This is a genomic window from Psychrobacillus sp. FSL W7-1493 (assembly GCF_038004905.1).
In the GTDB taxonomy this organism is placed as follows: domain Bacteria; phylum Bacillota; class Bacilli; order Bacillales_A; family Planococcaceae; genus Psychrobacillus.
Genome location: NZ_JBBOSB010000001.1, coordinates 3,446,520 through 3,469,126, shown reverse-complemented (window position 1 = coordinate 3,469,126; position 22,607 = coordinate 3,446,520). Strand labels below are relative to the sequence as shown.

Annotated in this window: 18 protein-coding genes; 10 read left to right on the top strand and 8 right to left on the bottom strand. The window is 36.9% G+C overall.

The window, feature by feature from the left end; translation table 11 throughout:
• Positions 1-241: 241 nt before the first annotated feature.
• Together MKX96_RS17165 and MKX96_RS17160 are read right to left on the bottom strand one after the other, a co-directional pair.
• Positions 242-745, bottom strand: coding sequence for a GNAT family N-acetyltransferase (locus MKX96_RS17165; RefSeq protein ID WP_340885716.1), 504 nt, complete (start codon positions 743-745; stop codon positions 242-244).
• Positions 746-1,219: 474 nt separating this feature from the next.
• Entirely contained in the window at positions 1,220-2,533 is a 1,314-nt protein-coding gene (locus MKX96_RS17160) for a short-chain fatty acid transporter (RefSeq protein ID WP_340885713.1), read from the bottom strand.
• A 177-nt stretch (positions 2,534-2,710) separates the two neighbouring features.
• Here MKX96_RS17160 and MKX96_RS17155 point away from each other — a divergent pair, with 177 nt between their 5' ends.
• The 4 genes from MKX96_RS17155 to MKX96_RS17140 all read left to right on the top strand — a co-directional run bounded on the left by MKX96_RS17155 (position 2,711) and on the right by MKX96_RS17140 (position 7,158).
• The gene (locus tag MKX96_RS17155; protein ID WP_340885710.1) at positions 2,711-4,795 is read left to right on the top strand and encodes a beta-propeller domain-containing protein; all 2,085 of its coding nucleotides are present in this window, start codon (positions 2,711-2,713) and stop codon (positions 4,793-4,795) included.
• Positions 4,796-5,059: 264 nt separating this feature from the next.
• Positions 5,060-5,803, top strand: a complete 744-nt coding sequence (locus tag MKX96_RS17150) for a threonine/serine exporter family protein (protein ID WP_340885707.1) — start codon at positions 5,060-5,062, stop codon at positions 5,801-5,803.
• Between the two features lie 12 nt (positions 5,804-5,815).
• Complete coding sequence (locus MKX96_RS17145; protein WP_340885704.1) at positions 5,816-6,268, top strand: threonine/serine exporter family protein; 453 nt, start codon at positions 5,816-5,818, stop codon at positions 6,266-6,268.
• A gap of 158 nt (positions 6,269-6,426) precedes the next feature.
• The gene (locus MKX96_RS17140; protein WP_340885701.1) at positions 6,427-7,158 is read left to right on the top strand and encodes an MBL fold metallo-hydrolase; all 732 of its coding nucleotides are present in this window, start codon (positions 6,427-6,429) and stop codon (positions 7,156-7,158) included.
• 106 nt (positions 7,159-7,264) lie between these two features.
• On the opposite strand, the gene MKX96_RS17135 is transcribed toward MKX96_RS17140, so the two are convergent.
• Positions 7,265-9,295: a sensor domain-containing protein gene (locus MKX96_RS17135; protein ID WP_340885699.1), complete on the bottom strand. Its 2,031-nt coding sequence runs from the start codon at positions 9,293-9,295 to the stop codon at positions 7,265-7,267.
• Positions 9,296-9,441: 146 nt separating this feature from the next.
• On the opposite strand from MKX96_RS17135, the gene MKX96_RS17130 reads away from it, so the two are divergent.
• The 5 genes from MKX96_RS17130 to MKX96_RS17110 all read left to right on the top strand — a co-directional run bounded on the left by MKX96_RS17130 (position 9,442) and on the right by MKX96_RS17110 (position 16,474).
• Positions 9,442-10,359 (top strand): DMT family transporter, encoded by a 918-nt coding sequence (locus tag MKX96_RS17130; RefSeq protein WP_340885697.1) that lies wholly within the window; start codon positions 9,442-9,444, stop codon positions 10,357-10,359.
• A gap of 140 nt (positions 10,360-10,499) precedes the next feature.
• On the top strand, positions 10,500-12,236 hold the full coding sequence (locus MKX96_RS17125; RefSeq protein WP_340885695.1) for an ABC transporter ATP-binding protein: 1,737 nt from the start codon (positions 10,500-10,502) through the stop codon (positions 12,234-12,236).
• Positions 12,220-14,040, top strand: coding sequence for an ABC transporter ATP-binding protein (locus tag MKX96_RS17120; RefSeq protein ID WP_340885693.1), 1,821 nt, complete (start codon positions 12,220-12,222; stop codon positions 14,038-14,040). Before MKX96_RS17125 ends, MKX96_RS17120 begins: the two co-directional genes overlap by 17 nt.
• 15 nt (positions 14,041-14,055) lie before the next feature.
• Positions 14,056-14,934 carry a GNAT family N-acetyltransferase gene (locus MKX96_RS17115; RefSeq protein ID WP_340885690.1) on the top strand — a complete coding sequence of 293 codons (879 nt, stop codon included), beginning with the start codon at positions 14,056-14,058 and terminating at the stop codon, positions 14,932-14,934.
• A gap of 814 nt (positions 14,935-15,748) precedes the next feature.
• Positions 15,749-16,474 carry a glycerophosphodiester phosphodiesterase gene (locus MKX96_RS17110; protein WP_340885687.1) on the top strand — a complete coding sequence of 242 codons (726 nt, stop codon included), beginning with the start codon at positions 15,749-15,751 and terminating at the stop codon, positions 16,472-16,474.
• Between the two features lie 321 nt (positions 16,475-16,795).
• Here MKX96_RS17110 and MKX96_RS17105 read toward each other — a convergent pair whose 3' ends face one another.
• The 5 genes from MKX96_RS17105 to MKX96_RS17085 all read right to left on the bottom strand — a co-directional run bounded on the left by MKX96_RS17105 (position 16,796) and on the right by MKX96_RS17085 (position 21,435).
• Positions 16,796-17,440 carry a glycosyltransferase gene (locus MKX96_RS17105; protein ID WP_340885684.1) on the bottom strand — a complete coding sequence of 215 codons (645 nt, stop codon included), beginning with the start codon at positions 17,438-17,440 and terminating at the stop codon, positions 16,796-16,798.
• A gap of 205 nt (positions 17,441-17,645) precedes the next feature.
• Complete coding sequence (locus tag MKX96_RS17100) at positions 17,646-18,653, bottom strand: FecCD family ABC transporter permease (protein WP_340885680.1); 1,008 nt, start codon at positions 18,651-18,653, stop codon at positions 17,646-17,648.
• Entirely contained in the window at positions 18,650-19,648 is a 999-nt protein-coding gene (locus MKX96_RS17095) for a FecCD family ABC transporter permease (protein ID WP_340885676.1), read from the bottom strand. Before MKX96_RS17095 ends, MKX96_RS17100 begins: the two co-directional genes overlap by 4 nt.
• A 60-nt stretch (positions 19,649-19,708) precedes the next feature.
• Positions 19,709-20,638 carry an iron-hydroxamate ABC transporter substrate-binding protein gene (locus MKX96_RS17090; protein WP_340885672.1) on the bottom strand — a complete coding sequence of 310 codons (930 nt, stop codon included), beginning with the start codon at positions 20,636-20,638 and terminating at the stop codon, positions 19,709-19,711.
• Positions 20,635-21,435, bottom strand: coding sequence for an ABC transporter ATP-binding protein (locus MKX96_RS17085; protein ID WP_340885670.1), 801 nt, complete (start codon positions 21,433-21,435; stop codon positions 20,635-20,637). Before MKX96_RS17085 ends, MKX96_RS17090 begins: the two co-directional genes overlap by 4 nt.
• Before the next feature lie 120 nt (positions 21,436-21,555).
• On the opposite strand from MKX96_RS17085, the gene MKX96_RS17080 reads away from it, so the two are divergent.
• Complete coding sequence (locus MKX96_RS17080) at positions 21,556-22,593, top strand: NAD(P)/FAD-dependent oxidoreductase (protein ID WP_340885667.1); 1,038 nt, start codon at positions 21,556-21,558, stop codon at positions 22,591-22,593.
• Positions 22,594-22,607: the final 14 nt, after the last annotated feature.

Genomic DNA, 22,607 nt, shown 5'->3' with positions numbered 1-22,607 from the left:
TCAATCTCCTCGGCGCTTTGCTCTTGCGGTGCTTTTGCGCTCGCTTGTTCCCCCAGGAGTCGCCGCTTCCACTTCAAACAACAAACAGATTAATTCAATAAGAAAAAAAGCTACCTAAGCAGCTCAACGGTCTTTCATTAAAGTACCAGTTAGTTGAAGAAGGTTTTGCACTCTTTGGAGTAACATTGTACCTATACAGAAAAAAGAGACACCATAATAAAATGATGACTCTTTCAGTGTCTCAGACAAATCTCCAAAAGTATAATTCATCTGTTTCTTTATACATTTTCGCCCCTGATTTTTCTAAAACCCTGTGTGATGGAATATTATCTTTATCTGTATCAGCAATAACAAACATAACATCGGGCTGATTTAACAACCAGTTTTTCAAATTATTAATGGTTTCCGTCATATAGCCGTTACCTTGGAATTCAGGGAGAGTATAGTAACCTATTACTACTTCACCATTTTCATTAGGAAGACCTTTTATCATTATTCCTCCAACACTACAGTTTTTCTCTTTCGACACGATTAACCAATTGGTATACCATACATAATTTTCCTCATCACCTAACAACTTTGAAAGTCTTATTTCCATAGCTTGTTTAAGTTCTGGACTAAGAAATCTATCTGAATCATTTAAAGATAACCTTAGTTCCATTTTCTGTGGATTATCAATTAGTAATCTTAGATTTTCTGCACTTAGTGGAATTAATCTTAATCTTTCTGTGTCTAATTCAATCATTATTACACTCCTATCATAATTTTGCACGTCATTTTATAGACAAAAACAAATTTTAAAATAGGTATATATTATTGGCAGCTACTCCCGTTACATTTAATCCAAAGTAAAGGATGCATCAAACTTTGCAATCCGATATTAAATGGTTCCTAAAGTTTATCATTCCAGAAATCTCATGTAAACCATGCCATTAATCGAATAATTATTTTATACAGAATATTTTTCATCCTTGTTCAACTTAACTGTGCTTTAGTTTAAGTGTAAAGTTGCACAAACAAAACCAACCCAAGCCTATAACATAGCTAAAAATAAAAAGACATGAAATCAATTTGTCGATTTCACGTCTTTTTTAATTATTATCTATTTATGTCCCAGCATCATTTGCTATCTATATTATTGCATTTTTCTAATCAAGGAGACCCTCCGTTTATGAGAACGATCTTCTTACATATTTCAGGGAATGTATAATAAAATTTTTTAGAAAAAGAACAAACCGATACTAATAATGACACCACTTAGTAACAGAACAAACACACAATAGCCCATGATGTCCTTCGCCTTCAACCCTGCGATTGCCAAGGCTGGTAATGCCCAGAAAGGTTGGATCATATTTGTCCACGCATCTCCCCAAGCGATAGCCATGGCCGTTTTCGCATAGCTAAGGTTAAGCGCAGATGCAGCCTCTAGCATAATTGGTGCCTGCACTGTCCATTGTCCGCCCCCTGAAGGGATAAAGAAGTTAACTATCCCAGCCGCATAAAACGTGAACAAGTAAAACGTGTGCTCATTCGATATACTAATAAATGCCTCAGAAACAACTCCAGCTAAACCGGAAGCAACCATCATACCCATGATCCCTGCGTAAAAAGGGAATTGGATAACAATATCTCCTACAGTACTAGCGGCATTTTTAACTGCCATTAAAAAGTTTCTTGGTGTTCCATGACAAATAATGCCAAGCGTTACAAAAATCAAGTTAACAATATTTAAGTTTAAGTCGAAGCCCTTAGTGACAAAGTGGTTAACCAAGTAAACCAGACCAAGTAGTCCGATTAAACCGGTCAATATATAGCTTCCTTCCAGTCTTTGTGCAGGAGTAGGTTTTTCAGTTGATTTTTCCTCAATCTTTTCTTCTAGTAATGCCGGGTCAATTGAGAAAGTATCCTCCTTACTTGGCATCATCCATCTGTTTAAAAGAGGTACGGAAATAAATAGTGCAATAACAATAATTAAATTGTACGGTGTAAATAATGTTTCCGAAGTTGGCACGACTCCCATGATATCAGCAAATGGATGTCCCTCGGTTGCAATAGAAAGTGGTATTGAACCTGCGAGGCCACCATGCCATATGATAAAGCCTGAATAAGCACTAGCAATTAATAGGCGGTAATCCACATTTTTAACCTGCTTGGCAATTTCCTTTGCAAATAAAGCACCAATTACTAAACCAAACCCCCAGTTAATCCAGCATCCGATTAAAGAAACAACAGAAACTAATAGAATGGCTGAACCAGGTGTCTTAGCTATTCCAGCTAAGGAACTTAATACTTTTTTAAAAAACGGGCTGCTTGCTAATACATGACCTGCCAAGAGAACAACAACCATTTGCATAGTGAACGATAGTAAACCCCAAAAACCATCTCCCCAGTAGGTTGCCATTTCCAATGGTGTGGAATCTGTTAAGAACACCCCTAGTAAGAATACAAGTAGAGTAAGTATTGCAACAAATATGTATGGATCAGGTAAGAATCTGACCATTAAAGTGTTTGAAAATCGTGTTAACGCTTTCAATTTTATTTCCCCCTTTGTTTTTTTACATCCCCTATTAATCTATGTTATAGGAAAGAGAGAAAATTCTCTATATTTTAATTAACATTTTTCGACAAAAAATACTAAAACATGACCTGTAACTAATAACCAGAAAAACGGTCTAATATATTAATTAATGTAAAAGAAAGGAAGAAGACGATGAAGAAGTGGACTGTAATTTTTATCGTTGCTGCTATTTGTTTAACAGGAGGCACATGGTGGATTTATTTTTCTCAGCAAGAGGTTTCTGCTCAAAGTCATATTTTATCCGATCAAGTTTTTAAAGCAGATTTTTCAAGGAGTATTAATAGCGATGCTCTGAAAAATGAGGAGGTGTATGTAACCGACCATTATGGCGATAAAGTAAAGCCGGATTATAAGCTAAAGAATAATGGAAAGTCCATTGAAATTTCAGGTCTATCAGAAGGCGATTACACACTATATGTAGGTAAAAGGAAACATACTTTTCAGGTTCATGAGTCTATCCCGACTGTAAAGTCTCGAAAAGAGCTTGAGGAATATTTTAAGCTAGTGATGAGCACAAGGGAAAATATAGTCACAGAAGCAACAGATGAAATGGCGATGGAGGAATCCTCAAAGTCCGACAGTGCAAATCATTCTACTACTAACAATCAAGTAGAAGGAGTAGAAGAAGCAGATATTGTTCAGACGAATGGTTCTCATGTATTTATGATTAGTGAAAATAATATAATCATTAATGATATTGAAAATGCGACTAATATGAAGCTTGAAAGTAAAATACAATTTACAGATTCATTTTACCCTAGTCAGCTATTATTAAAAGACGAAACGCTACTAGTAATTGGGCAAAAGAACATTTACCATACTTTGGAGTCTAGAGATACTGAGTCAAGAATAGAGCCTGCCTGGGAAAGCATGACAAGTGTTTTCCTATATGATATTTCTGACCCGACATCACCGAAGCTGATTAGAGAACTAGCCTCAGAGGGTTATATGAACGGTGTTCGTTTAAAAGAAAATGTCCTTTATATAGTTTCTACTATTATGCCTAGATATTGGATGATGAAAGAAAATAAAGATATAGAGTTGAGACCCTTTACGTATGATTCAAAGGTAAACAAAGAGGCTCAGCCGTTGGATTATAAACAAATCTCGATATTGCCTAATTCACTAGACGGGAATTATACGGTTATTACCACGCTTGATATTTCGGAACCTATAGAGAATGAGGCTAAAACAAAGAGCTTTCTCGGAGGCAGTCAGGATTTATATATGTCCACAGAGAATCTTTACCTAACTTCCGCCATTTATAAGGAAGAGGGGGCTAATACAAGCAGAAAGATGGTATGGGGACCGGGTAAGCTTGACACAGTTGTCTATAAATTCTCTCTTAAAGAAACTACAGTAGACTTTGTAGGAACAGCTACGTTACAGGGAACGATTCTTAACCAGTTTTCTATGGATGAACATGATGGTTACTTTAGAACAGTTACTACCACAGGGGACCTTTGGGATGAAAGGAATCCCTCAGAGAACAATTTATTTATACTAGATGAAGATATGAAAATGGTAGGTTCTATTACAGGGTTAGCAAAGGAAGAAAGAATTTATTCGGCAAGGTTTATGGGGGACAAAGCATACATGGTAACATTTCGAGAGACAGATCCATTGTTTGTGATTGATGTTGCCAATCCTACTAAGCCTCAAGTGCTTGGTGAATTAAAAATCCCAGGGTTTAGCAACTATTTACATCCGCTAGGTGAATCGCATTTAATCGGGTTTGGGTATGAAACATCATCCGTTGTACCTGTCGGTAGTAAGGAACCTATCATACAGACGGAAGGGATTAAGATTTCTTTATTCGATGTGAGCGATTTTGGCAATCCTAAGGAAGTGGATACAGAGGTAATTGGTGGGCAGGGAACATACTCCCCTATTGTATATGACCATCATGCCTTATTCGAACATAGCGAAAAAAATCTTTTTGGCTTTCCCGTTATTATTTATGAAAAAAAGGAAGGCCAGGAATATAGCAGCTATAAACAGGATGGGGCAATCATCTACGAAATAACACCGGAGAAAGGAATTGTTTTAAAGGCGGATTTACTTAACAAGGTAAACCAAGCACAGCAATATGAGGAATGGGGAACGATGATCCACAGATTGATTTACTCGGATAACTCTATCTATACAATTGGGATGAAGGAAATGAAAAGCTATCATATGGATACATTTAAGGAAACGGGCGTCCTTTCTTATTAAATTCAATAAATATGAACGTAGTTATGGATATCACTGTAAGCATTGATGAATGTCACTGCACATGCTCAATTAATTGGATGCTTGGTAGTTTATTAAAGTGTTAAGTCGACATTAGTCAATTTAACACTTTTTTCTTTTGCCTCCATCACTTTTTAGTAGGCTATTTATGAAATTAACTAAGGTAAATGTTATATTAGATTAAACATTTCTTATAAGGGAAATAAATAAAAAAGAGGTTTTGAAGATAAAGGAAGGTGAGCGGCAATGAAAACGGATTATGAGCTAGCGGTAGAGTGCTGTTTACTTGCTGGTAAATTGATGATGGAAAGTGGGGCAGAGACATATCGAGCAGAGGATACAATGGACAGAATGGCCTTATCACAGGAATTAACCCAATCCCAAAGTTTCGTTACCCCAACTGGAATCCTATTTAGCGGAAAAGACAATCTTCCAACAAGATTAGTAAGAGTAAATAATAGAACAACAGATTTAGAAAAAATTGCCCTCGTAAATGCAGTTTCTCGTAAATTGGCCTCGGCAGAAATAAGCTTGGAAGAAGCATATAAAGAATTAAAAAGAATCGATGAAGACCATAAAATGATTGCTTTTTGGATTCGTATAGCAGCATCCGCGGTTGCATCAGGTGCATTTCTATGGTTATTCGGTGCGTCTTTAATAGATGTACCTCATGCCATGCTTGCTGGTGGAATAGGCTTTGCCGTTGCTGATTTATTGGAGAGAAAAACAAGAGTCAAATTCTTTGCAGAATTTTTTGCTGCACTTATCATTAGTATGATTGCCACACTTGCCGTTCGGTATGGATATGGAGTTGAAATCGATAAGATTATTATTGGATCGGTAATGCCCCTTGTTCCTGGTTTGCTTATAACAAATGCGGTCAGAGACTTGATGGCAGGGCATTTTATGTCAGGACTATCCAAGGGAGCAGAAGCTTTTCTAACTGCTTTCGCTATTGGAGCAGGAGTGGCGTTTATATTATCTTTATAAGGAGGGATCGAGATGACTTTTGTTCTACAAGGTATCATAAGCTTTATTGCTGCTGCCGCATTTGGGGTGATTTTTAATGCACCGAGAAAATCCCTCATCTACTGTGGATTAGTTGGTATGGTCGGTTGGCTTGTATTCTCGATTATGAGATATTACAACGATGATCCCATTGTGTCTACCTTTGCGGGTGCATTCTCTATTGCATTTGTTGCTCATATAATGGCGAAAAAATTTAAAATGCCAATGATTATATTTAGCGTTGCGGGTATTATACCGCTTGTTCCAGGAGGTTCTGCTTATAATGCAATGAGAAACGTAGTCGAGGAGGATTACGGAACAGCTGTAGAATACGCTGCGCTTGCCTTAATGATTTCCGGAGCGGTTGCAATGGGGCTAGTGTTCGCTGAAATCATAACCCAAATATGGCTACAGACTTTGAGGAAGAAGAAAGTAAAGCCTAGCTGAACAAATAATCCTCCCCGTTTTGTGAGGGGGCAGTTAAGTAGATTACATAAAGCAGCTCCCGAAATTATATATTCGGGAGCTGCTTTTTTTATAAAAGAGGAAGTGGGAGGAGAGGTGACGAAAAAGTATAGGATGAAAAAGAAATGGGGGAGCTTCATATGAGATGTAGGGTAATTGGAATGTGGGGAGGATATCCAAAAGAAAATGGACCTTGCTCAGGCTATCTAATTGAACAAGGTAACTTTTCTGTGCTAGTAGACTGTGGAAGTGGAGTATTAATGGAAGTTCAAAAGTATATAGACTTGAATGATATAAACCACGTCATGCTGTCTCATTATCATTATGATCATAGTAGTGACATCGGTGCTTATTTGTTCTCCAGATTAGTTAACACTAAGATTGGTAGAGCAAATGAGCATTTACAAATATACGGACCTAATGATGAGGATATAAAAAGAAAAGTGGAGGAAGTAGAGTACTCTAAATTCTCCTCATTTAATGAAAAAAGTGAAATACATATTGGTCCCTTTACTTTCACCTTTTTGAGGAATATCCATCCGGTCGAAACTTATAGCATTAAAATTGAAAGTGAAAATTCAAAAATAGTGTATACATCAGATACAAGTTATATGAAGGAGCTAATTGATTTTGCTGAGGAAGCTGATTTACTAATTGTAGAAAGTAGTTTATATGAGGATATGGATGGCAGTTCATCTGGACATATGAATTCAAAGGAGGCAGGGCTACTAGCTAGTCAGTCTAAAGCCAAAAAAGTGATTTTAACACATCTTCCACACTACGGAGATTTAGAAAATCTGCTGAAAAGTGCTAGAAATGAAGGAAATGAAAATATTGATCTAGCCACTCCTGGAATGCTTATAGAGCTGTAAATAGGGGAACGTGTGATGATCCATATAATAAGGTTAAGGTGTATTATCTATCTTGCTATACTATAGAAGAAGAGGTCCTGAGCAATTCAAGACCTCTTCTTTACTATTATACATTTTCTGTAGATCTAATTAACTTTTCAACTTGATCTGCAGTAATTGGTTCGCTAATATAGTAGCCCTGTACTGCATCACAGCCCATATCCTTTAGTGCATTATATTGTTCCTTTGATTCTACGCCTTCTGCAACAACCTTCACGCCAAGAGACTGTCCAAAATGGATTAAACCTTGGATCAGTTGCTGAAGTTTTTCTTGTTGCATGATGGAATTTACAAAGGATTTATCTATTTTTAGCTTGCCTATTGGTAGTAACTGTAAATATCTTAAGGAAGCATAGCCCGTACCAAAATCGTCTAATGCAAAAGTTATTCCTTCTTGATGAAGGGTCTGCATTTGCTTCACAATATTTTTTTCTGCCTCAGCTTCCAAGGCAAACTTCTCTGTAAACTCTAATTGTAATAATTCTGGGGAACAATTATATTTTTTTAATGCAGCCCGTATAGCCTTTACCATATTTTTATCTCTAAATTCTCTTATGGAAGAGTTATAGCTAACCTTAACGGATAAGCCTTTTTCTTGCCAGATTGCAGCTTGTTCGCAGGATTTTTCTAGCATAAACATACCTATTTCATTTATAAGTCCGGTTTCCTCTGCTATTGGGATTAACTCGTCTGGGTTAATAACTCCAAGAACTTCGTCTTCCCAACGAACTAAAGCTTCTACGGAAGTAACTTTCCCAGAAGTCACTTCACGTTGTGGTAAATACATAACATGAAAGTCATTATGGTTGAGTGCTTCTATTAATCTTTTTTCAATTTGTAGGGATCTGGTAAGCTTATGATGATCCGATTGAGAAAGGGATGAAATGATTCCCCCGCCCTCTAATTTTACTTTTTGAAGTGTTGTATTTGTTGCTTTTAAAAGATGCAAATAGGTCTGCTGGTCTTCAGGGAATCTAGTGATTGCTCCACTTACGGTTATTGGGATAACTTTGTTTTCCACATAAATTGGGTTTTGTTTTAAGAAATGTATGAACCCTTCAATATACCAATCGCTTAGTGGAGTGATTACAGCAAAGTCATCTCTGCCCGCTCGAGCTATAATAGAATCTTCAAAGTAGATTTTTAATCTTTTTGTTAGCTCTATCATTAGGAAGGATTCTGTTTCAACATCTAGTATTTCTTTTAACGTATAAAATTGATTGATGCTTATAAAAACAAATGAAAAGTTCTTTTGCTCCTCAATATGCTCGTTAACAACTTGTTCTAAACGATGTCTACTCATCAGCCCTGTTTCTGCATCTACATAAGCAATTTCTTCTAGGCGGGTTTGTAATAATTTTTTTTCTGTAACTTCTTCTTCCAAAAGAATATAGTAAAGCGTATTATTTTCAATATCCGTAATTGGAATAGCTATAAGGTCGACCCAATAGCTGAGCCCGTCTTTAGTCATTTTTTCTACTGTACCTTGATAAGTACTGCCTTTTTGAATCGAGTTCATTATTCCATCTGCTACGGCAATATGCTCAGACGTATTAGGAAAGAGCTGCCAAAAGGATTTACCCACGATTCTTTTAGGGGTCCAGTTACTCTTTTTAAGGAAAAGATCGTTTGCGTGCATGATCAATCCTTCCTTATCAAGGTAGAGAACCATAAAGCTATGGGATAAAGCTTTCTTCAAGATTTCAAGTTCAAATGAAGCTGTTTGATCTGAACTTTTTATTTGATCGGTATCAAATTGGAATAAGACGTACGTTATATCATGAATAGTTAGGGATTTTAGTATAAGCGATGTTTTTAATAATTGTTTATCCTTTTTATACAATGTTACTGAATTAATGCGAATTGGTTCTTCTTTCGCGATAATTTTGTCCCATTTGGCAATAAGGTGACCGTGGGTATAATCATTAAAAAACGGTAAATTTGAACCCTTTACTTCTTCAGAAGTATATCCAAAGTGCTTTTCTGCTTCTTGGCTCCACCAAACGATATGACCACCCTCATCTGTTAGAAAGGTAGGGTATGGTATATGATTTAACACAGCTTCACTTAAATCCAGTTGTTTTTCCTGCAGATACATCGTCAGTCCCCCATAAAAATTATCTAATAGTAATTATACAGAATATAGATAATATAGTCATTAGTATAGAACAATATATTCACGAAAAATTAAAATATGGGTTAAAATACCTAACAAATATTTGAGTTACAAGGGAGGAAGTCAACATGAAACGATCAAAGGGAATAATTTTAATAATTATTGGGTCTATTTTGTGGGGGGCCACAGGACCCATGATGGAGTGGGTCCTACATAATAGTGAGTTAAGTGTGTCTTTTTTCTTAACCGTAAGGCTAATTGTTGCAGGCATTAGTATTTTAGTGTTTTTAACATTTCAACAGAAAAAGGTATTTATTATATGGAAAGAACCAGTCTGGTTGAAGCAATTATTTATCTTCGCTTTACTGGGAATGCTTGGAATACAATATACATTCATAGCTGCAATTGAAGCTAGTAATGCTTCTATAGCAACCCTGCTTCAATTTCTTGGTCCTATTTATATCATCATATATGTTTCCTGGAAAGGTAGGACGTTTCCCCCTAAATATCAGGTGGTAGGAATAATAGGGACATTGGTAGGCTTATTTTTATTGTTAACCAATGGGAACGTAAACCAGCTTTTAATAAGTAATGAAGCATTGTTCTGGGGATTATTGCTTGGAATCACCTTTTCTATATACACTGTATATCCGGCAAGGCTAATGAAGGAGTGGGGGGTACTAGTTGTAGTAGGCTGGGGAATGCTTATTGGAGGTATTGTTTTAGCATTACTCTCTCAAGTTTGGAATAGTAATGAATGGAGCGAATTGGTGAGTTATCCTCTCATCATATTTGTAGTACTTATAGTTTTAATGGGGACGATTGCTTTTGTTATGTTCCTATCAAGTATGAAATACATAACAGCGGTAGAAACGAGTATTTTATCCAGCATAGAGCCTTTGACAGCAATGATTATCTCGGTATTTTGGTTTGGGCAAATATTAGGAGGCTGGCAGTATACAGGGGTATTAGTCATGCTAGTATTTGTGACTTGGCTCTCAGTAGCAGGTGATCTAAAATTGGACCGTTTTAAAAAGAAGAAATAAATCTAAATTTAGGGTATTACAGTACCCTATCTTTAAAATAAACAGATTATTAATTTTTTTCTATTTATTACAGTAGGGATGTGGCATAATAGGTTTTACAGTAATTAGTTCGAGTGACGAAGAATTTAGGAGTGTTTTATGTGAAGACCATATTTTCTTATTTAAAGCCTTATAAATGGCTTGTAGTAACAGCTTTACTTTTTATGTTGATTGAGTTATCGGTAGAGCTCATTCAGCCACTGTTAATTGCAGTTATTATAGATGAAGGAATTGTTGGAAGAGATCAATCATCTATTATTTTCTGGGGAAGTATAATGCTAGGGCTTTCTTTCGTTGCCTTTTTAGCTGGTATCATCAATACTTTTATAGCTTCGCATGCTGTACAGAGCTATGGCTTTGATATTCGACAGGCTTTGTTTAAAAAAGTTCAATCATTTACGATGACTACTTTCTTAAAGTTTCCGACTTCTAGTTTAATTACTAGATTAACAAGTGATGTTACTATTACTCAGAATCTTATCTTTATGGGTCTTCGGATCATGCTTAGAGCACCGTTGTTAGTAATAGGAAGTATTATCATGTCGTTCATTGTTCATCCAAAACTTGCCCTATATCTAGTAATTGGTGCTCCTTTTCTATTAATTTTTCTTTATGTTATGAGCAGAAAAGGACTGAGCTTGTTTTCTAAGGTACAAAAAAGTGTAGATAATGTAACACGTAAGATACAAGAAAACTTGCAAGCGGTAAGATTGATTAAAGCCTATTTAAGAGGAGATTTTGAAGCTAGTCGTTTTGGGAAGGTAGCTAACATTTTAAAGGTGGATAATGTGAAGGCCTTTAGAATTATGGAATTGATCCTCCCAGTCCTGCTATTTGTTATGAATATAAGCTTAATGGCAGTTCTCTGGTTTGGCGCTAAGGAAATCCAAACGGGTGGAGCACAAATTGGAGAGTTAGTAGCGATCGTCAATTACGCTATGCGAATGACAGGTGCATTTTCTATGTTTTCTTTCATCATTATATTCTTTTCCCGAGCAAAAGCTTCTTCAGAACGGATGGAGGAGGTACTGCTGGTGAATGAAGGGATAGAAAATTTTGAAGGTGGAATGACTGAGCATCTTTCTACTATTGGTAAGCTAGAATTTCAAAACGTTTCCTTTACATATCCAGGAACGAACGCACCAGTACTTAAAAACGTTTCCTTTACTGTTGAACCAGGATCTAAACTTGCCATTATGGGAGCCACTGGTTCGGGAAAAACGACCCTGCTAAATTTAATTCCTCGCTTCTTTGATGCAACAGAAGGCAGGATTCTTATCAATGAAAAAGAAGTACAGGAATGGCCATTAAAAGAACTTAGACAGGTGATTGGGTTAGTCCCTCAGCAATCTATTCTCTTTACCGGTAGTATAGAGGAAAACCTTGGATGGGGAGACTCCACTGCTACGGAGGATCTATTGAGGGAAGCTGCAAAGCAAGCGCAGATACACAATTCGATTGAACGCTTCCCAGAGCAATACAACACTAGAGTTGGTCAAAAAGGCGTTAATCTGTCTGGAGGGCAAAAGCAAAGACTATCTATTGCGAGGGCCTTAGTTCGTAAACCAGAAATTTTACTATTAGATGATAGTACTAGTGCGTTGGATGTTGCTACAGAAAATGCATTGTGGGAAGCATTAGAAGGAGAAAATGCCACTATGCTCGTAATTACTCAAAAAATTAGAACTGCTAAAGGAGCAGATCAAATTCTTCTCTTGGAAAATGGAGAAGTATCGGCATATGGTACGCATGATGAGCTTATGAAAAAATCTTCGCTGTACAGAGAGATTGCAGAATCGCAACAGGAGGTGGACGAACAAGATGAGCTTCATTCGTAAACCTTTTGGCTATGAACCCGTTATTACAAAGGAAGATTTGAAGAAGAATAACAAAAAGAAAGTAGAAAAGGTATCTGATTGGAAAGGGGTACTTAGCAGGTTATGGAAGCTAGTAGATGAACAACGATTTTTACTAATCGTTGTCTTGCTATTAGTAGTAGTAAGTTCTGCATTATCCTTGTTAGGCCCTTATTTAGTAGGGAGAATTATTGATGAATATATTACAGTAAGTGTATTTGAGGGCTTAGCACGCTTAATAGGCATTCTAATTGTTGTTTATATATTCTTATCTATTTCTATGTACTTACAAAGTTATTGGATGATTGGTGTAGCGCAGCAAACTATTTATCGTCTACGAACTATACTATTCAATAAGCTTCAAAAGCTACCTGTTTCTTTTTTTGATAAGCGTCAGCACGGTGAGCTGATGAGTAGAATGACAAATGATATTGAAAATGTCAGCCAAACCTTAAACTCTTCCTTTATCCAAGTGTTTTCTAGCTTACTAACATTAGTAGGAACAACTGTGGTGATGCTTATGTTGAGTCCATTACTAACCTTGGTTACGCTAATTATTGTTCCAGTGATGTTCTTTGCAATGAAATGGATTACTAAGCGAACATCCAAATTATTTAAGGAGCAGCAGCAGGCGGTTGGGGAATTGAATGGGATGATTGAAGAAACAATCTCTGGCCAGCGAATCGTCAAAGCCTTTTCACAGGAGCAGCGGATGCTAGAGGATTTTGCTTTAAAAAGTGAACGCTTGAAAAGAACAGGGTTTTGGGCGCTTACATACTCAGGATTCATACCTAAAGTAATGAACCTGCTGAACAATACAAGTTTTACATTAGTTGCCGCTGCTGGGGGTGTCCTTGCCTACCACGGCTATGTTTCAATCGGGGAGATCGTTATTTTTACAGAGTATGCCCGCCAATTTACAAGACCTCTAAACGATTTAGCCAATCAATTCAACACCGTACTTTCTGCAATTGCTGGTGCGGAGCGTGTTTTTGCTATTATTGATGAGCCAGAAGAGCAGGATACAGTACTGGAAAATAAAGATTTGAAATTGAAGGGTAATGTAACTTTTGAGAATGTAACCTTTAAATACAATACAAAAGATGAAAAGCCTACGATTGAAAAAGTTTCCTTTCATGTAGAGGCAGGAAAGACAGCAGCGCTAGTTGGAGCCACCGGAGCAGGGAAAACAACTATTATGCAGCTGTTAGCCCGCTTCTACGAGACAAATGAAGGGAAAATTATAATTGATGGTATAGCAATCGACCAAATGCCTCGCTATACGTTACGTAGTCAGACGGCTTTTGTATTGCAGGACCCTTTCCTTTTTGAAATGAGCGTAAAAGAAAATATTCGTTATGGAAAACTTAATGCTACAGATGAAGAGATTATACAGGCTGCTAAAGAAGCAAATGCTCATGAATTTATTGCCAAGCTCCCAAATGGCTATGATACAATTCTTTCGGCAGACGGTGGAGAAATCAGTCAAGGTCAAAAACAGCTACTTTCTATTGCACGAGCATTAGTCGCAGATCCAGCAATATTGCTGTTGGATGAGGCAACCTCAAGTATTGATACAGTTACGGAATTGAAAATACAAGAGGCTCTTGAGAGATTAATGGAAGGCAGAACGAGCTTTGTGATTGCGCACCGATTAAATACGGTAAGAAAAGCAGACTTAATATTTGTCATGGAAAATGGAAAGCTGATAGAATCAGGTTCACAAGAGGATCTTATAAATGCGCAAGGTCGTTTTTATAGTATGCTTATGAATTCAAAGATTTAGAAGGGAAGTATGGACTTGGACATATCAGTCATGACAGTGTCGATTCCAATTGATATGGAAACACGGGAAGAGATGGAAAACTTAATAGAGGAAGCTGCTCATGTCGATTTAATTGATTACAATCATTTATTAAATACGTCAGAGCTAACAGATTATTTCTTAAAGGGATTTTGCATTTTAGCATATAGCGACGAATCGGATCAATTGGTTGGAGTATTAACTGCTGTTGATAGATTAGCTACTTTAGATTATGAATGGAGCGCTGTCGTTCTTCCAAGTGCCCGCAAATTAGGCATTGGAGGAAAATTACTACAAGAACTACAAAGAAATTTAGAGCTAAGAGGAGCCTCTAGAGATATAGCTTTAGTTGCAAGCGTTGCAAAGACGGGACAATATATGCTGAGCACTCGAGGTTATTCCTACGAACTTTCCGAAATTACGATGGTTGCTAATGCAGATTCAATACAAGTGGATAGTCCGTTTGAAGTGACGCCTTTTCAAAATGAAGGTGAAGAGCTAATAGAAGTTCTAGAAAATGCTTTTGGGGATACAGCAGAAGAGGCACAGGAAATGATTGCCTTTAACCTGCAAACACCGAACCGCAAGCTGATGCTTGCTAAACAAGAAGGAAAGGTTCTAGGCACAACTACTATTGTAGAAAATGAAGATCAGCTTTGGATAACTGGCTTAGGTGTGCATAAAGAGGCGCAGGGCAAAGGAGTAGCCAAGGCACTATTGAGCTGGTGTAAGCATGAAGCTTATAAACTTGGGAAGACACAAGTCTATTTGGACGTAGAAACCGACAATGATATTGCCTTCTCTATTTACGAAAAACAAGGCTTCCAAACAGTAGCTAATACGTTGTTTTATAGAAAAAATGGCGTGGTGGAGTAAGATAAGAGGATAACTAGATACATATTTTGTATTTAGTTTAGTAAAGAGAAATATTTAGATTGTAGACAACCTCAGGAGACATTTGAGATTGGCTACAATCTTTTTTTATTTTGTTAAGTATAAGATTTCACAATTGACGGCTTTTACATTGTCATAAAAATATGTAACAAGAAAACATTTACAAACTCTAAACATAACACCTATATTATTTTCATAATATCTTTATAAGATGAATGTAGAAACATTCAATCGTAAAGGAGCGATCTTATTGGGGTTAAACGATCAACATGTAACAATGAAAAATTCAGACAAAAGGTTACATTCTATGCGTATTACCCATGTAAAACAAAAAATTCAACTTACGTTACAGTGGATGATTTTAAAGAAAACGCGACCACCCAAGCACAAATACATAGCAATCCCCAGACGGAAGTCTATTATTCCGTCAAAACTTAAGTAAAGAACCATTTTCTAGTTTCCTTTAGCCGTGGCTATTTGTAGATTTCGTCGTGATAGGAGTCGGTATCACGATTTTTTTATGTTTAGGAAATTTTAAAGTTCTGAACCTGTGGATAAATTGATGTCTAGCTCCAGCGCCTTGCCCCTCGGGGTCAAATGGATAAAAGCTGCTCCTGCGCAAGCTCGTCGCAAACAAGAGCGTTTGTGGTGGCTGAGGAGCTGCCTCCTCGCTTTTCCCATTTGCCTGTCGGGGCAGACATAGGCGCTTGCGCTTTTCTTATGTTTTTAGAAAATTCATTTCCATTATATTCTACGTGAAGATATACTTAATGTATCTATATGAGGGGGGCATACCATGAAAATTTATGCACACAGAGGCTCGGCTGGAACTCATCCAGAAAACACAATCTCAGCATTTAAAGCAGCGGCGGCTTTACCGATATTCGGAGTAGAATTTGATGTTCATATGACAAAGGATGGAGAACTTGTCGTAATTCATGATGAAAAAATTGATCGTACTTCTAATGGACAAGGCTTTATAAAAGATATGACTCTTTCCCAGTTAGAAGCGTATGACTTTGGAGCTTGGTATTCTCAAAAGTGTAGAGGAGAAAAAATACCAACCTTAAGAGAAGTATTATATGTGTTTAAAGATACTCATCATCATATTAATATTGAATTGAAATCAGATATATTCCCTTATGAAGGGATGGAGGACAAGGTAATTGAAATGCTCCAAGATTACCGGCTAACAAATCGTGTCGTAGTTTCATCCTTTAATCACGAGGTAATGCAAAGTTTTAAAAGGAAGGCTCCAAATATAGAAACTGCCATTTTATTTATGGAAGTAATGATTGCTCCTCATAAATATGCAGATTTAGTAGGAGCAGACGCGTTACATGCTTTTTTCCCAACGGTTATAAGAAAGATGGGTCATGACGCCGTAGCAAGCGGTAAAAAGGTGCGTGTTTTCACAGTAAATGATGAAGCTTACGTGGACATGTTAGAAGAGATTGGGATCGATGCTATTTTTACTGACTACCCAAAGAAAATGCTAGACTACTTAAATAGTGGGAAGTAGTAAAAGGAAAGTGTGAAAGTAAAAAATCACACTTTCTTTTTTATATGAACTTTCATCTACTACTGCACCTCGTCTATTCTTTGCTTGTACTTTTCCTAATAAATAGGAAAGCGGAATAAAGAAGTAGGTCGTGAACTGACAGGTGTTACAGTATTTAATTCTATTAAGGAAGCTGATGTAGCTATGAAATTTTATCGAAAATACATTGATAAACTGTATTTTATGATAATTAAAAGAGTCCATTTTAAAAAATGAACAAAATGGACTCTTCTTCAGATGATTTCAGTTGGTTTATTACCAACCTGGTAGTCCAACACTATTTTAAAATTTGTTAGGGAATTGTTTTACGACTCCATTTGAAAGTGTATCAGCAAGTTTGAGGATATGATCTATCCCTTTATCTAAAGCAATAATACTTGAATCCCAATCCTTTGCCAATCTTGCCTTTACATCCTCCGTAATCAATTCTAAATGCATTTCCAAAAATTCTTTTAATTCTTCATTAGGCAAATTGGGATTGGCTTTGCTAAGGAAATCAGCTATATCGTCTGCGTTTTTATACCATTCTTTATTGTATCTTTCAAAATTAGCATTGTTACCGCTTTTTGCCGCATCGACAACTTTTCCGGCAAGGAGGATATGGTCCTTTAACAGCTCGGTCAATTTATTGCCTGCTGCTTCACCATAATACGGCTTGAAAGCATTCCCTATGTCTTCCTGATTCTCTAATAACCTTGCTAACACCTTTTCTTGATCGTCAAGACCTTCCAACGTACTTACAATATAAAGTCTCGTCCACATGACGTGATCAGTCCATAGCTTTCTTATTTCTCCTTTCAGCTGACATGCAGCTTGGCTAACACATTGTTCTTGGGGTACGTTTTCTTGCGCTTCTGTAGTTAATGGAGAGGCAATCAAAACAAGGGCCATTAACCATACGGCCGACTTTAAAAACTGATTTCTCATACTATTTGCTCCTTTTTATAGAATTAGAAAAATGTCCTTGTTATTTTAGCTTTATTCTCTGATTTTATTCTTCCATACAAAAAAGTACTTAAGCTTTTACTTAAGTACTTTTTAAAGGATATCAACCATTTTTTAATTACTTTCTTATTGGAATTTAAATGGGAATCTATCCGTGTATAGACATATGCCTTAAACAAAATATCGTTTATTTTTTTAGCAATAGATACATAAAGTAAGGAGCACCGATAAGAGAAACTACAATACCGGTTGGAATTCCACTAGGTTCAAGTATATTTCGTCCAATCGTATCAGCTAACAGCAATAGCCATCCGCCTAATAGAATTGCAATTGGTAAAAATAGTTGATGTCTTGGACCTACAAGCGACTTTGCGATATGGGGAGCCATTAAACCAATAAAAGCAATACCACCCGTAACACTAACTGCAGCTGCTGCTAAAGCCACAGCTACCATTAAGAATATTATACGTTCCTTTTCAATGGAAACACCGACACCAATTGCGGCCGGTTCACTCAATCCTAAAAGATTTAATCGATTCGCTCGATACATCGTAAATGGCACGAGTACGATGAGCCAAGGGAGTAAGGCTAAAATAAACGGCCAGTCCGCACCCCAAATATTTCCTGCCAACCAATTAGCTATAAAATCGACTTTTTTAGTATCAGCAGAAGAAATGAGAACAATCATTAAGCCGGAAAGCGCCATGGAAAAGCCAACCCCTATTAAAACTAGGCGTACTGGCTGGAGTCCAACTTCTCGATTATAGGAAAAGATATATATTAGAAATGCAGTAAGTAAAGCTCCTAAAAATGCCACAAGAGGTAACAGATAAATAAATGAACCAGGATCTATTGGGAAAAATAAAAAAAACAAAGCAATAGCTACACCTGCTCCAGAATTGATACCAATTATTCCAGGGTCGGCTAAATCGTTTCGAGTAATCCCTTGGAGTATAGCTCCTGATAAGGCAAGAGCCATGCCGGCAAGTAAGGTAATAATAATTCGTGGGAGCCTAATAGAAAATAGTACAAACTCTTCTTTAAAGGAGCCATTTCCTAATATAGTTGGAATCAAGCGATCAAAGGATAGAGAAGAATAGCCAATTCCCGCACTCACGAAAGCAGTCACTAAAATTAAAACTAGAAAGCTAACAAACAATATACGTTGTTTTTTTATAACTTTGGGATGAATCATTGAAATATTTTCCCTCCTTTTCGAACAATCAATAAAAAGAATGGTAGACCCATTATTGCAATGATTGCCGCTACAGGGGTTTCATATGGAATATTAATTGTACGACCGATAGTGTCTGCTAAAAGCATTAGTATAGCTCCTAAAATAGCGGACATAGGGATAATGAATCGATAGTCAGTGCCGACAATGGCCCGAACGATGTGAGGAACCATCAAACCAACAAAAGCCATGTTACCAACTAATGCAACGGATGCGCCAGTTAATAAGATAACTACTAAAAATAGAATGGTCTTCACTAAAAAAATTCTTTGCCCTAATCCAACTGCTACCTCTTCATTCAAACTTAAAATAGTAAGCTGTCTAGAGAGTAAAAGTGAAACAATAACGCCTGCTATAACAAATGGAGCAATGACCTGTAGCTGACTCCATGATGTACCAATTAAACCACCGGAGGTCCACATAGATACATCCTTTGATATTTTAAAATATATACCGATTCCATCTGCAATCGCATATAAAAAGGTTGAGACGGCAGCTCCTGCAAGAACAATACGCAAAGGAGAGAATCCGCCTTTTTTAGCAGCTCCTATGCTGAAGACTAATATAGCCCCTAACGCAGAACCAACAAAGCAAGCAAATGTAATACCTAAATAGTTGGTAGCCGGTAAGAAAGCAAGAGTTACAGCTAAAGCGGCATTTGCCCCAGAGGTTAGACCAAGTAGTCCAGGATCAGCTAAAGGGTTTCTTGTCATTCCTTGCATGATAGCTCCCGATATAGCCAAGGCTGAACCTACAATAATTGCAGCCACCTCACGAGGTAGGCGTATTTCTCTAATAATATTTATTGAATCGTTGTTTTGGGATGTGAAAATTGCATTCCACACATCTACAATGCTAGTTTCTGCAGCTCCAAAAATGATAGCAAAGCCAAACATAATGATAAGCAGGAAGCAACTTATAATAAATTTAATACTAAAATGCAGAGAAGAGTTCATATTTTAGTTCCTTTCTGACATGAAGAAGGAGGAATTCCTATTATGAATCCCTCCAATACACTATTTACTGTTTAAAAAATTTTCCTTAAAGAACGCTAGTTGATAATCTAAAGATATTGGATCGTTAAAATAGAATTCCTCTGCAACAGCCTCAAAAACTCGACCTTCTTTTACGGCAGGAATATTTTTGTATACATCCGTTTCTTGGAAGGAGTTATCCTGTGTACCTACTTTACTGAAAATAATGTAATCTCCTGCATATTCAGGCAGGACTTCAAGCGATAAAGCATAAAATCCATCTTTTAAAGCCATTTCCTTTACTTTTTCAGGCATTGCTAGCTTCATTTCCTGATAGATAATTTCTGTACCTCTACCCCAGTTATCACCAAATACATATAATTGCTTGTCAAAATTCTCGATAACGGAGACAGTTGTATCTTTACCTATTTTGCCTTTAATTTCTTCACCTGCTGTTTGTGCACGTTTCTTGAAATCATCTATCCATTCCTGAGCTTCTTTTTTTTTATTTAATAGTTTTCCAATTTCTAAATGTTGTGTAAGATAATCGACTTTTCCATAAGTAAAGGTAACAGTTGGAGCAATCTCTTTTAACTTATCCAGGTTTTTAGCTGTGGAAAGTCCAATAATTAAATCCGGCTCTAACTCAATAATTTTTTCCAAGTTATCCTCTGAAACCTCTTCTACATCCGCGAAATACTTATCAAACTGGGGATTAGATTTTGACCAAGCATCGACACCTACTAGGTTGACTCCAAGTGCTGCTACGTTCCCAGCATAGGTAGATACCACAACTACTCGTTTCGGATCAGCAGGGACCTCAATTGGACCTTCCTCTGAATCATATGTAATAGTAGTAGATTCTTCTACACTATCTTTACCTGTACCATTTGTTTCAGTTGGTTCATCATTATTACAAGCAGTAATTAATAAGATAAGTAAAAACAATATTGGTATAAGAAGCTTTTTCATTTTTTATATTCTCCCTTTAGTAGGTTATATGTAATGCACATTGGTTTTTCTGTCCGAGGATTTATGCCAATTTCGGCATCGATTTCGAAAACGTCTCTTAAAATCTCTTTTGTAATGACTTCCTTGCAATTACCAGCTTTAATAATATGGCCTTCTTTTAGAGCAATAATATAATCTGCAAATCGTGCAGCTTGGTTCAAGTCATGCAAAACCATAACAATTGTTCTTTTTTCTTGAACATTTAATTTCTGTAAAAGCTCTAGTACTTCCAATTGGTGGGCCATATCGAGATAGGTAGTTGGTTCATCTAAAAAGATGATTTCCGTTTCCTGTGCAAGCGCCATAGCAATCCAGACTCTTTGACGCTGTCCTCCTGAAAGTGAATCTACTGGTAGATATTTAAAACCAATGGTTCCAGTCACTTCCATTGCCCAGTCTATTACCTCATAATCTCTTTTGGTGAGACGTCCAAAACCGCTTTGGTAGGGAAATCGACCATAGGACACGAGTTCACCAACGGAAAGTCCACTTGCACTTTCCGGCGTTTGGGGGAGAATCGCCATCTTCTTAGCAAGCACTTTTGTGTTTTCTCTTGAAACTGTTTTCCCATCTAACAATATAGATCCAGATTGATGGGGAATAATCCTCGTAATTGCTTTTAGAAGGGTGGATTTGCCACAGCCATTAGGACCAATTATTGTTGTAATTTTTTGGTCAGGAATCTGTATAGATAGCTCCTTCACAATAAGTTTTTCTCCATAGCCTATAGACAAATCTTCCGTATAAAGGCGAACCATTTAAAAACCTCCAAACTAACAGTTGATAAAATAAATGAAAACGATTATCATTATCATAAAGAAATCATATGGAATTTTTGGGGAGAAGTCAACAATAAATTTCAAAGGGGATTACAGTATATGCGTGATATATTTGATGTAACGATAATTGGTGGTGGTCCAGCAGGCTTATATTCTGCTTTTTATAGTGGATTACGAGAAATGAAAACAAAGATCATTGAATTTCAACCTCAACTAGGTGGTAAAATTCATGTCTATCCCGAAAAAATGATTTGGGATGTGGGGGGGCAGCCTCCAATCTCGGGTGAACGATTAATCCATCAGCTAGTAGAGCAGGGGTTAACATTTAATCCGGAAGTAGTATTAAACGAAAAGGTAGAAGCAATTGGTAAGGATAACGAAGTCTTTTGTTTAACTACAGCTTCTGGAGAGATTCATTATTCCAAAACGATCATCCTAGCAATCGGGGGTGGAATCCTGAATCCTCTTAAACTAGATATACGTGGAGCTGATCGCTTTGAAGTTAGTAACCTAAACTATACGATTAAATCTATTCGTCGCTTTAAGGATAAAACTGTCATCATTTCAGGTGGAGGAAACTCTGCGATCGATTGGGCAAACGAACTGGAGCCAATTGCCAAAAAAGTATTTGTAACTTACCGCAAGGATGCGTTAAATGGACATGAAGCTCAAATAACTCAATTGATGAATAGCTCAGTAACTTGCTTATTCAATACGTCTATTACTAAGCTGATCGCTTCTAATAACCGTGACATTATTGAACAGGTAGTCCTTTCAAACAATGAAACAGGAGAAATTACTTACCTTGAAGTGGATGAAGTCATTATCAATCATGGTTATGAAAGAGATGCAGAGTTGATTGAAAAAAGTACGGTAAATATAGCAGTAAAGGATGAATATTACGTAGCCGGCACCAGTAAAAGTGAGACGTCCGTTCCAGGTATTTACGCAGCTGGAGACATATTAGCTCATCCAGGAAAACTACACCTAATCGCAGGTACCTTTCAAGATGCTGCAAATGCCGTCAACCAGGCAAAACAATTCATTGAACCAGATGCACATAGCTTTGCCATGGTATCCTCTCACAATGAGATGTTTAAAGAAAAGAACAAACAAATGCAAAAACAGCTTATTTAAGAAGACCCTATGTC

Excerpts from the sequence above, each read along its gene's own strand:
- MKX96_RS17135 (WP_340885699.1), bottom strand. The coding sequence starts at position 9,295 with ATGTATCTGCAGGAAAAACAACTGGATTTAAGTGAAGCTGTGTTAAAT.
- MKX96_RS17105 (WP_340885684.1), bottom strand. The coding sequence starts at position 17,440 with ATGAGAAATCAGTTTTTAAAGTCGGCCGTATGGTTAATGGCCCTTGTT.
- MKX96_RS17095 (WP_340885676.1), bottom strand. The coding sequence starts at position 19,648 with ATGAACTCTTCTCTGCATTTTAGTATTAAATTTATTATAAGTTGCTTC.
- MKX96_RS17080 (WP_340885667.1), top strand. The coding sequence starts at position 21,556 with ATGCGTGATATATTTGATGTAACGATAATTGGTGGTGGTCCAGCAGGC.
- MKX96_RS17140 (WP_340885701.1), top strand. The coding sequence starts at position 6,427 with ATGAGATGTAGGGTAATTGGAATGTGGGGAGGATATCCAAAAGAAAAT.
- MKX96_RS17110 (WP_340885687.1), top strand. The coding sequence starts at position 15,749 with ATGAAAATTTATGCACACAGAGGCTCGGCTGGAACTCATCCAGAAAAC.
- MKX96_RS17100 (WP_340885680.1), bottom strand. The coding sequence starts at position 18,653 with ATGATTCATCCCAAAGTTATAAAAAAACAACGTATATTGTTTGTTAGC.
- MKX96_RS17120 (WP_340885693.1), top strand. The coding sequence starts at position 12,220 with ATGAGCTTCATTCGTAAACCTTTTGGCTATGAACCCGTTATTACAAAG.
- MKX96_RS17085 (WP_340885670.1), bottom strand. The coding sequence starts at position 21,435 with ATGGTTCGCCTTTATACGGAAGATTTGTCTATAGGCTATGGAGAAAAA.
- MKX96_RS17145 (WP_340885704.1), top strand. The coding sequence starts at position 5,816 with ATGACTTTTGTTCTACAAGGTATCATAAGCTTTATTGCTGCTGCCGCA.
- MKX96_RS17150 (WP_340885707.1), top strand. The coding sequence starts at position 5,060 with ATGAAAACGGATTATGAGCTAGCGGTAGAGTGCTGTTTACTTGCTGGT.
- MKX96_RS17130 (WP_340885697.1), top strand. The coding sequence starts at position 9,442 with ATGAAACGATCAAAGGGAATAATTTTAATAATTATTGGGTCTATTTTG.
- MKX96_RS17165 (WP_340885716.1), bottom strand. The coding sequence starts at position 745 with ATGATTGAATTAGACACAGAAAGATTAAGATTAATTCCACTAAGTGCA.
- MKX96_RS17155 (WP_340885710.1), top strand. The coding sequence starts at position 2,711 with ATGAAGAAGTGGACTGTAATTTTTATCGTTGCTGCTATTTGTTTAACA.
- MKX96_RS17090 (WP_340885672.1), bottom strand. The coding sequence starts at position 20,638 with ATGAAAAAGCTTCTTATACCAATATTGTTTTTACTTATCTTATTAATT.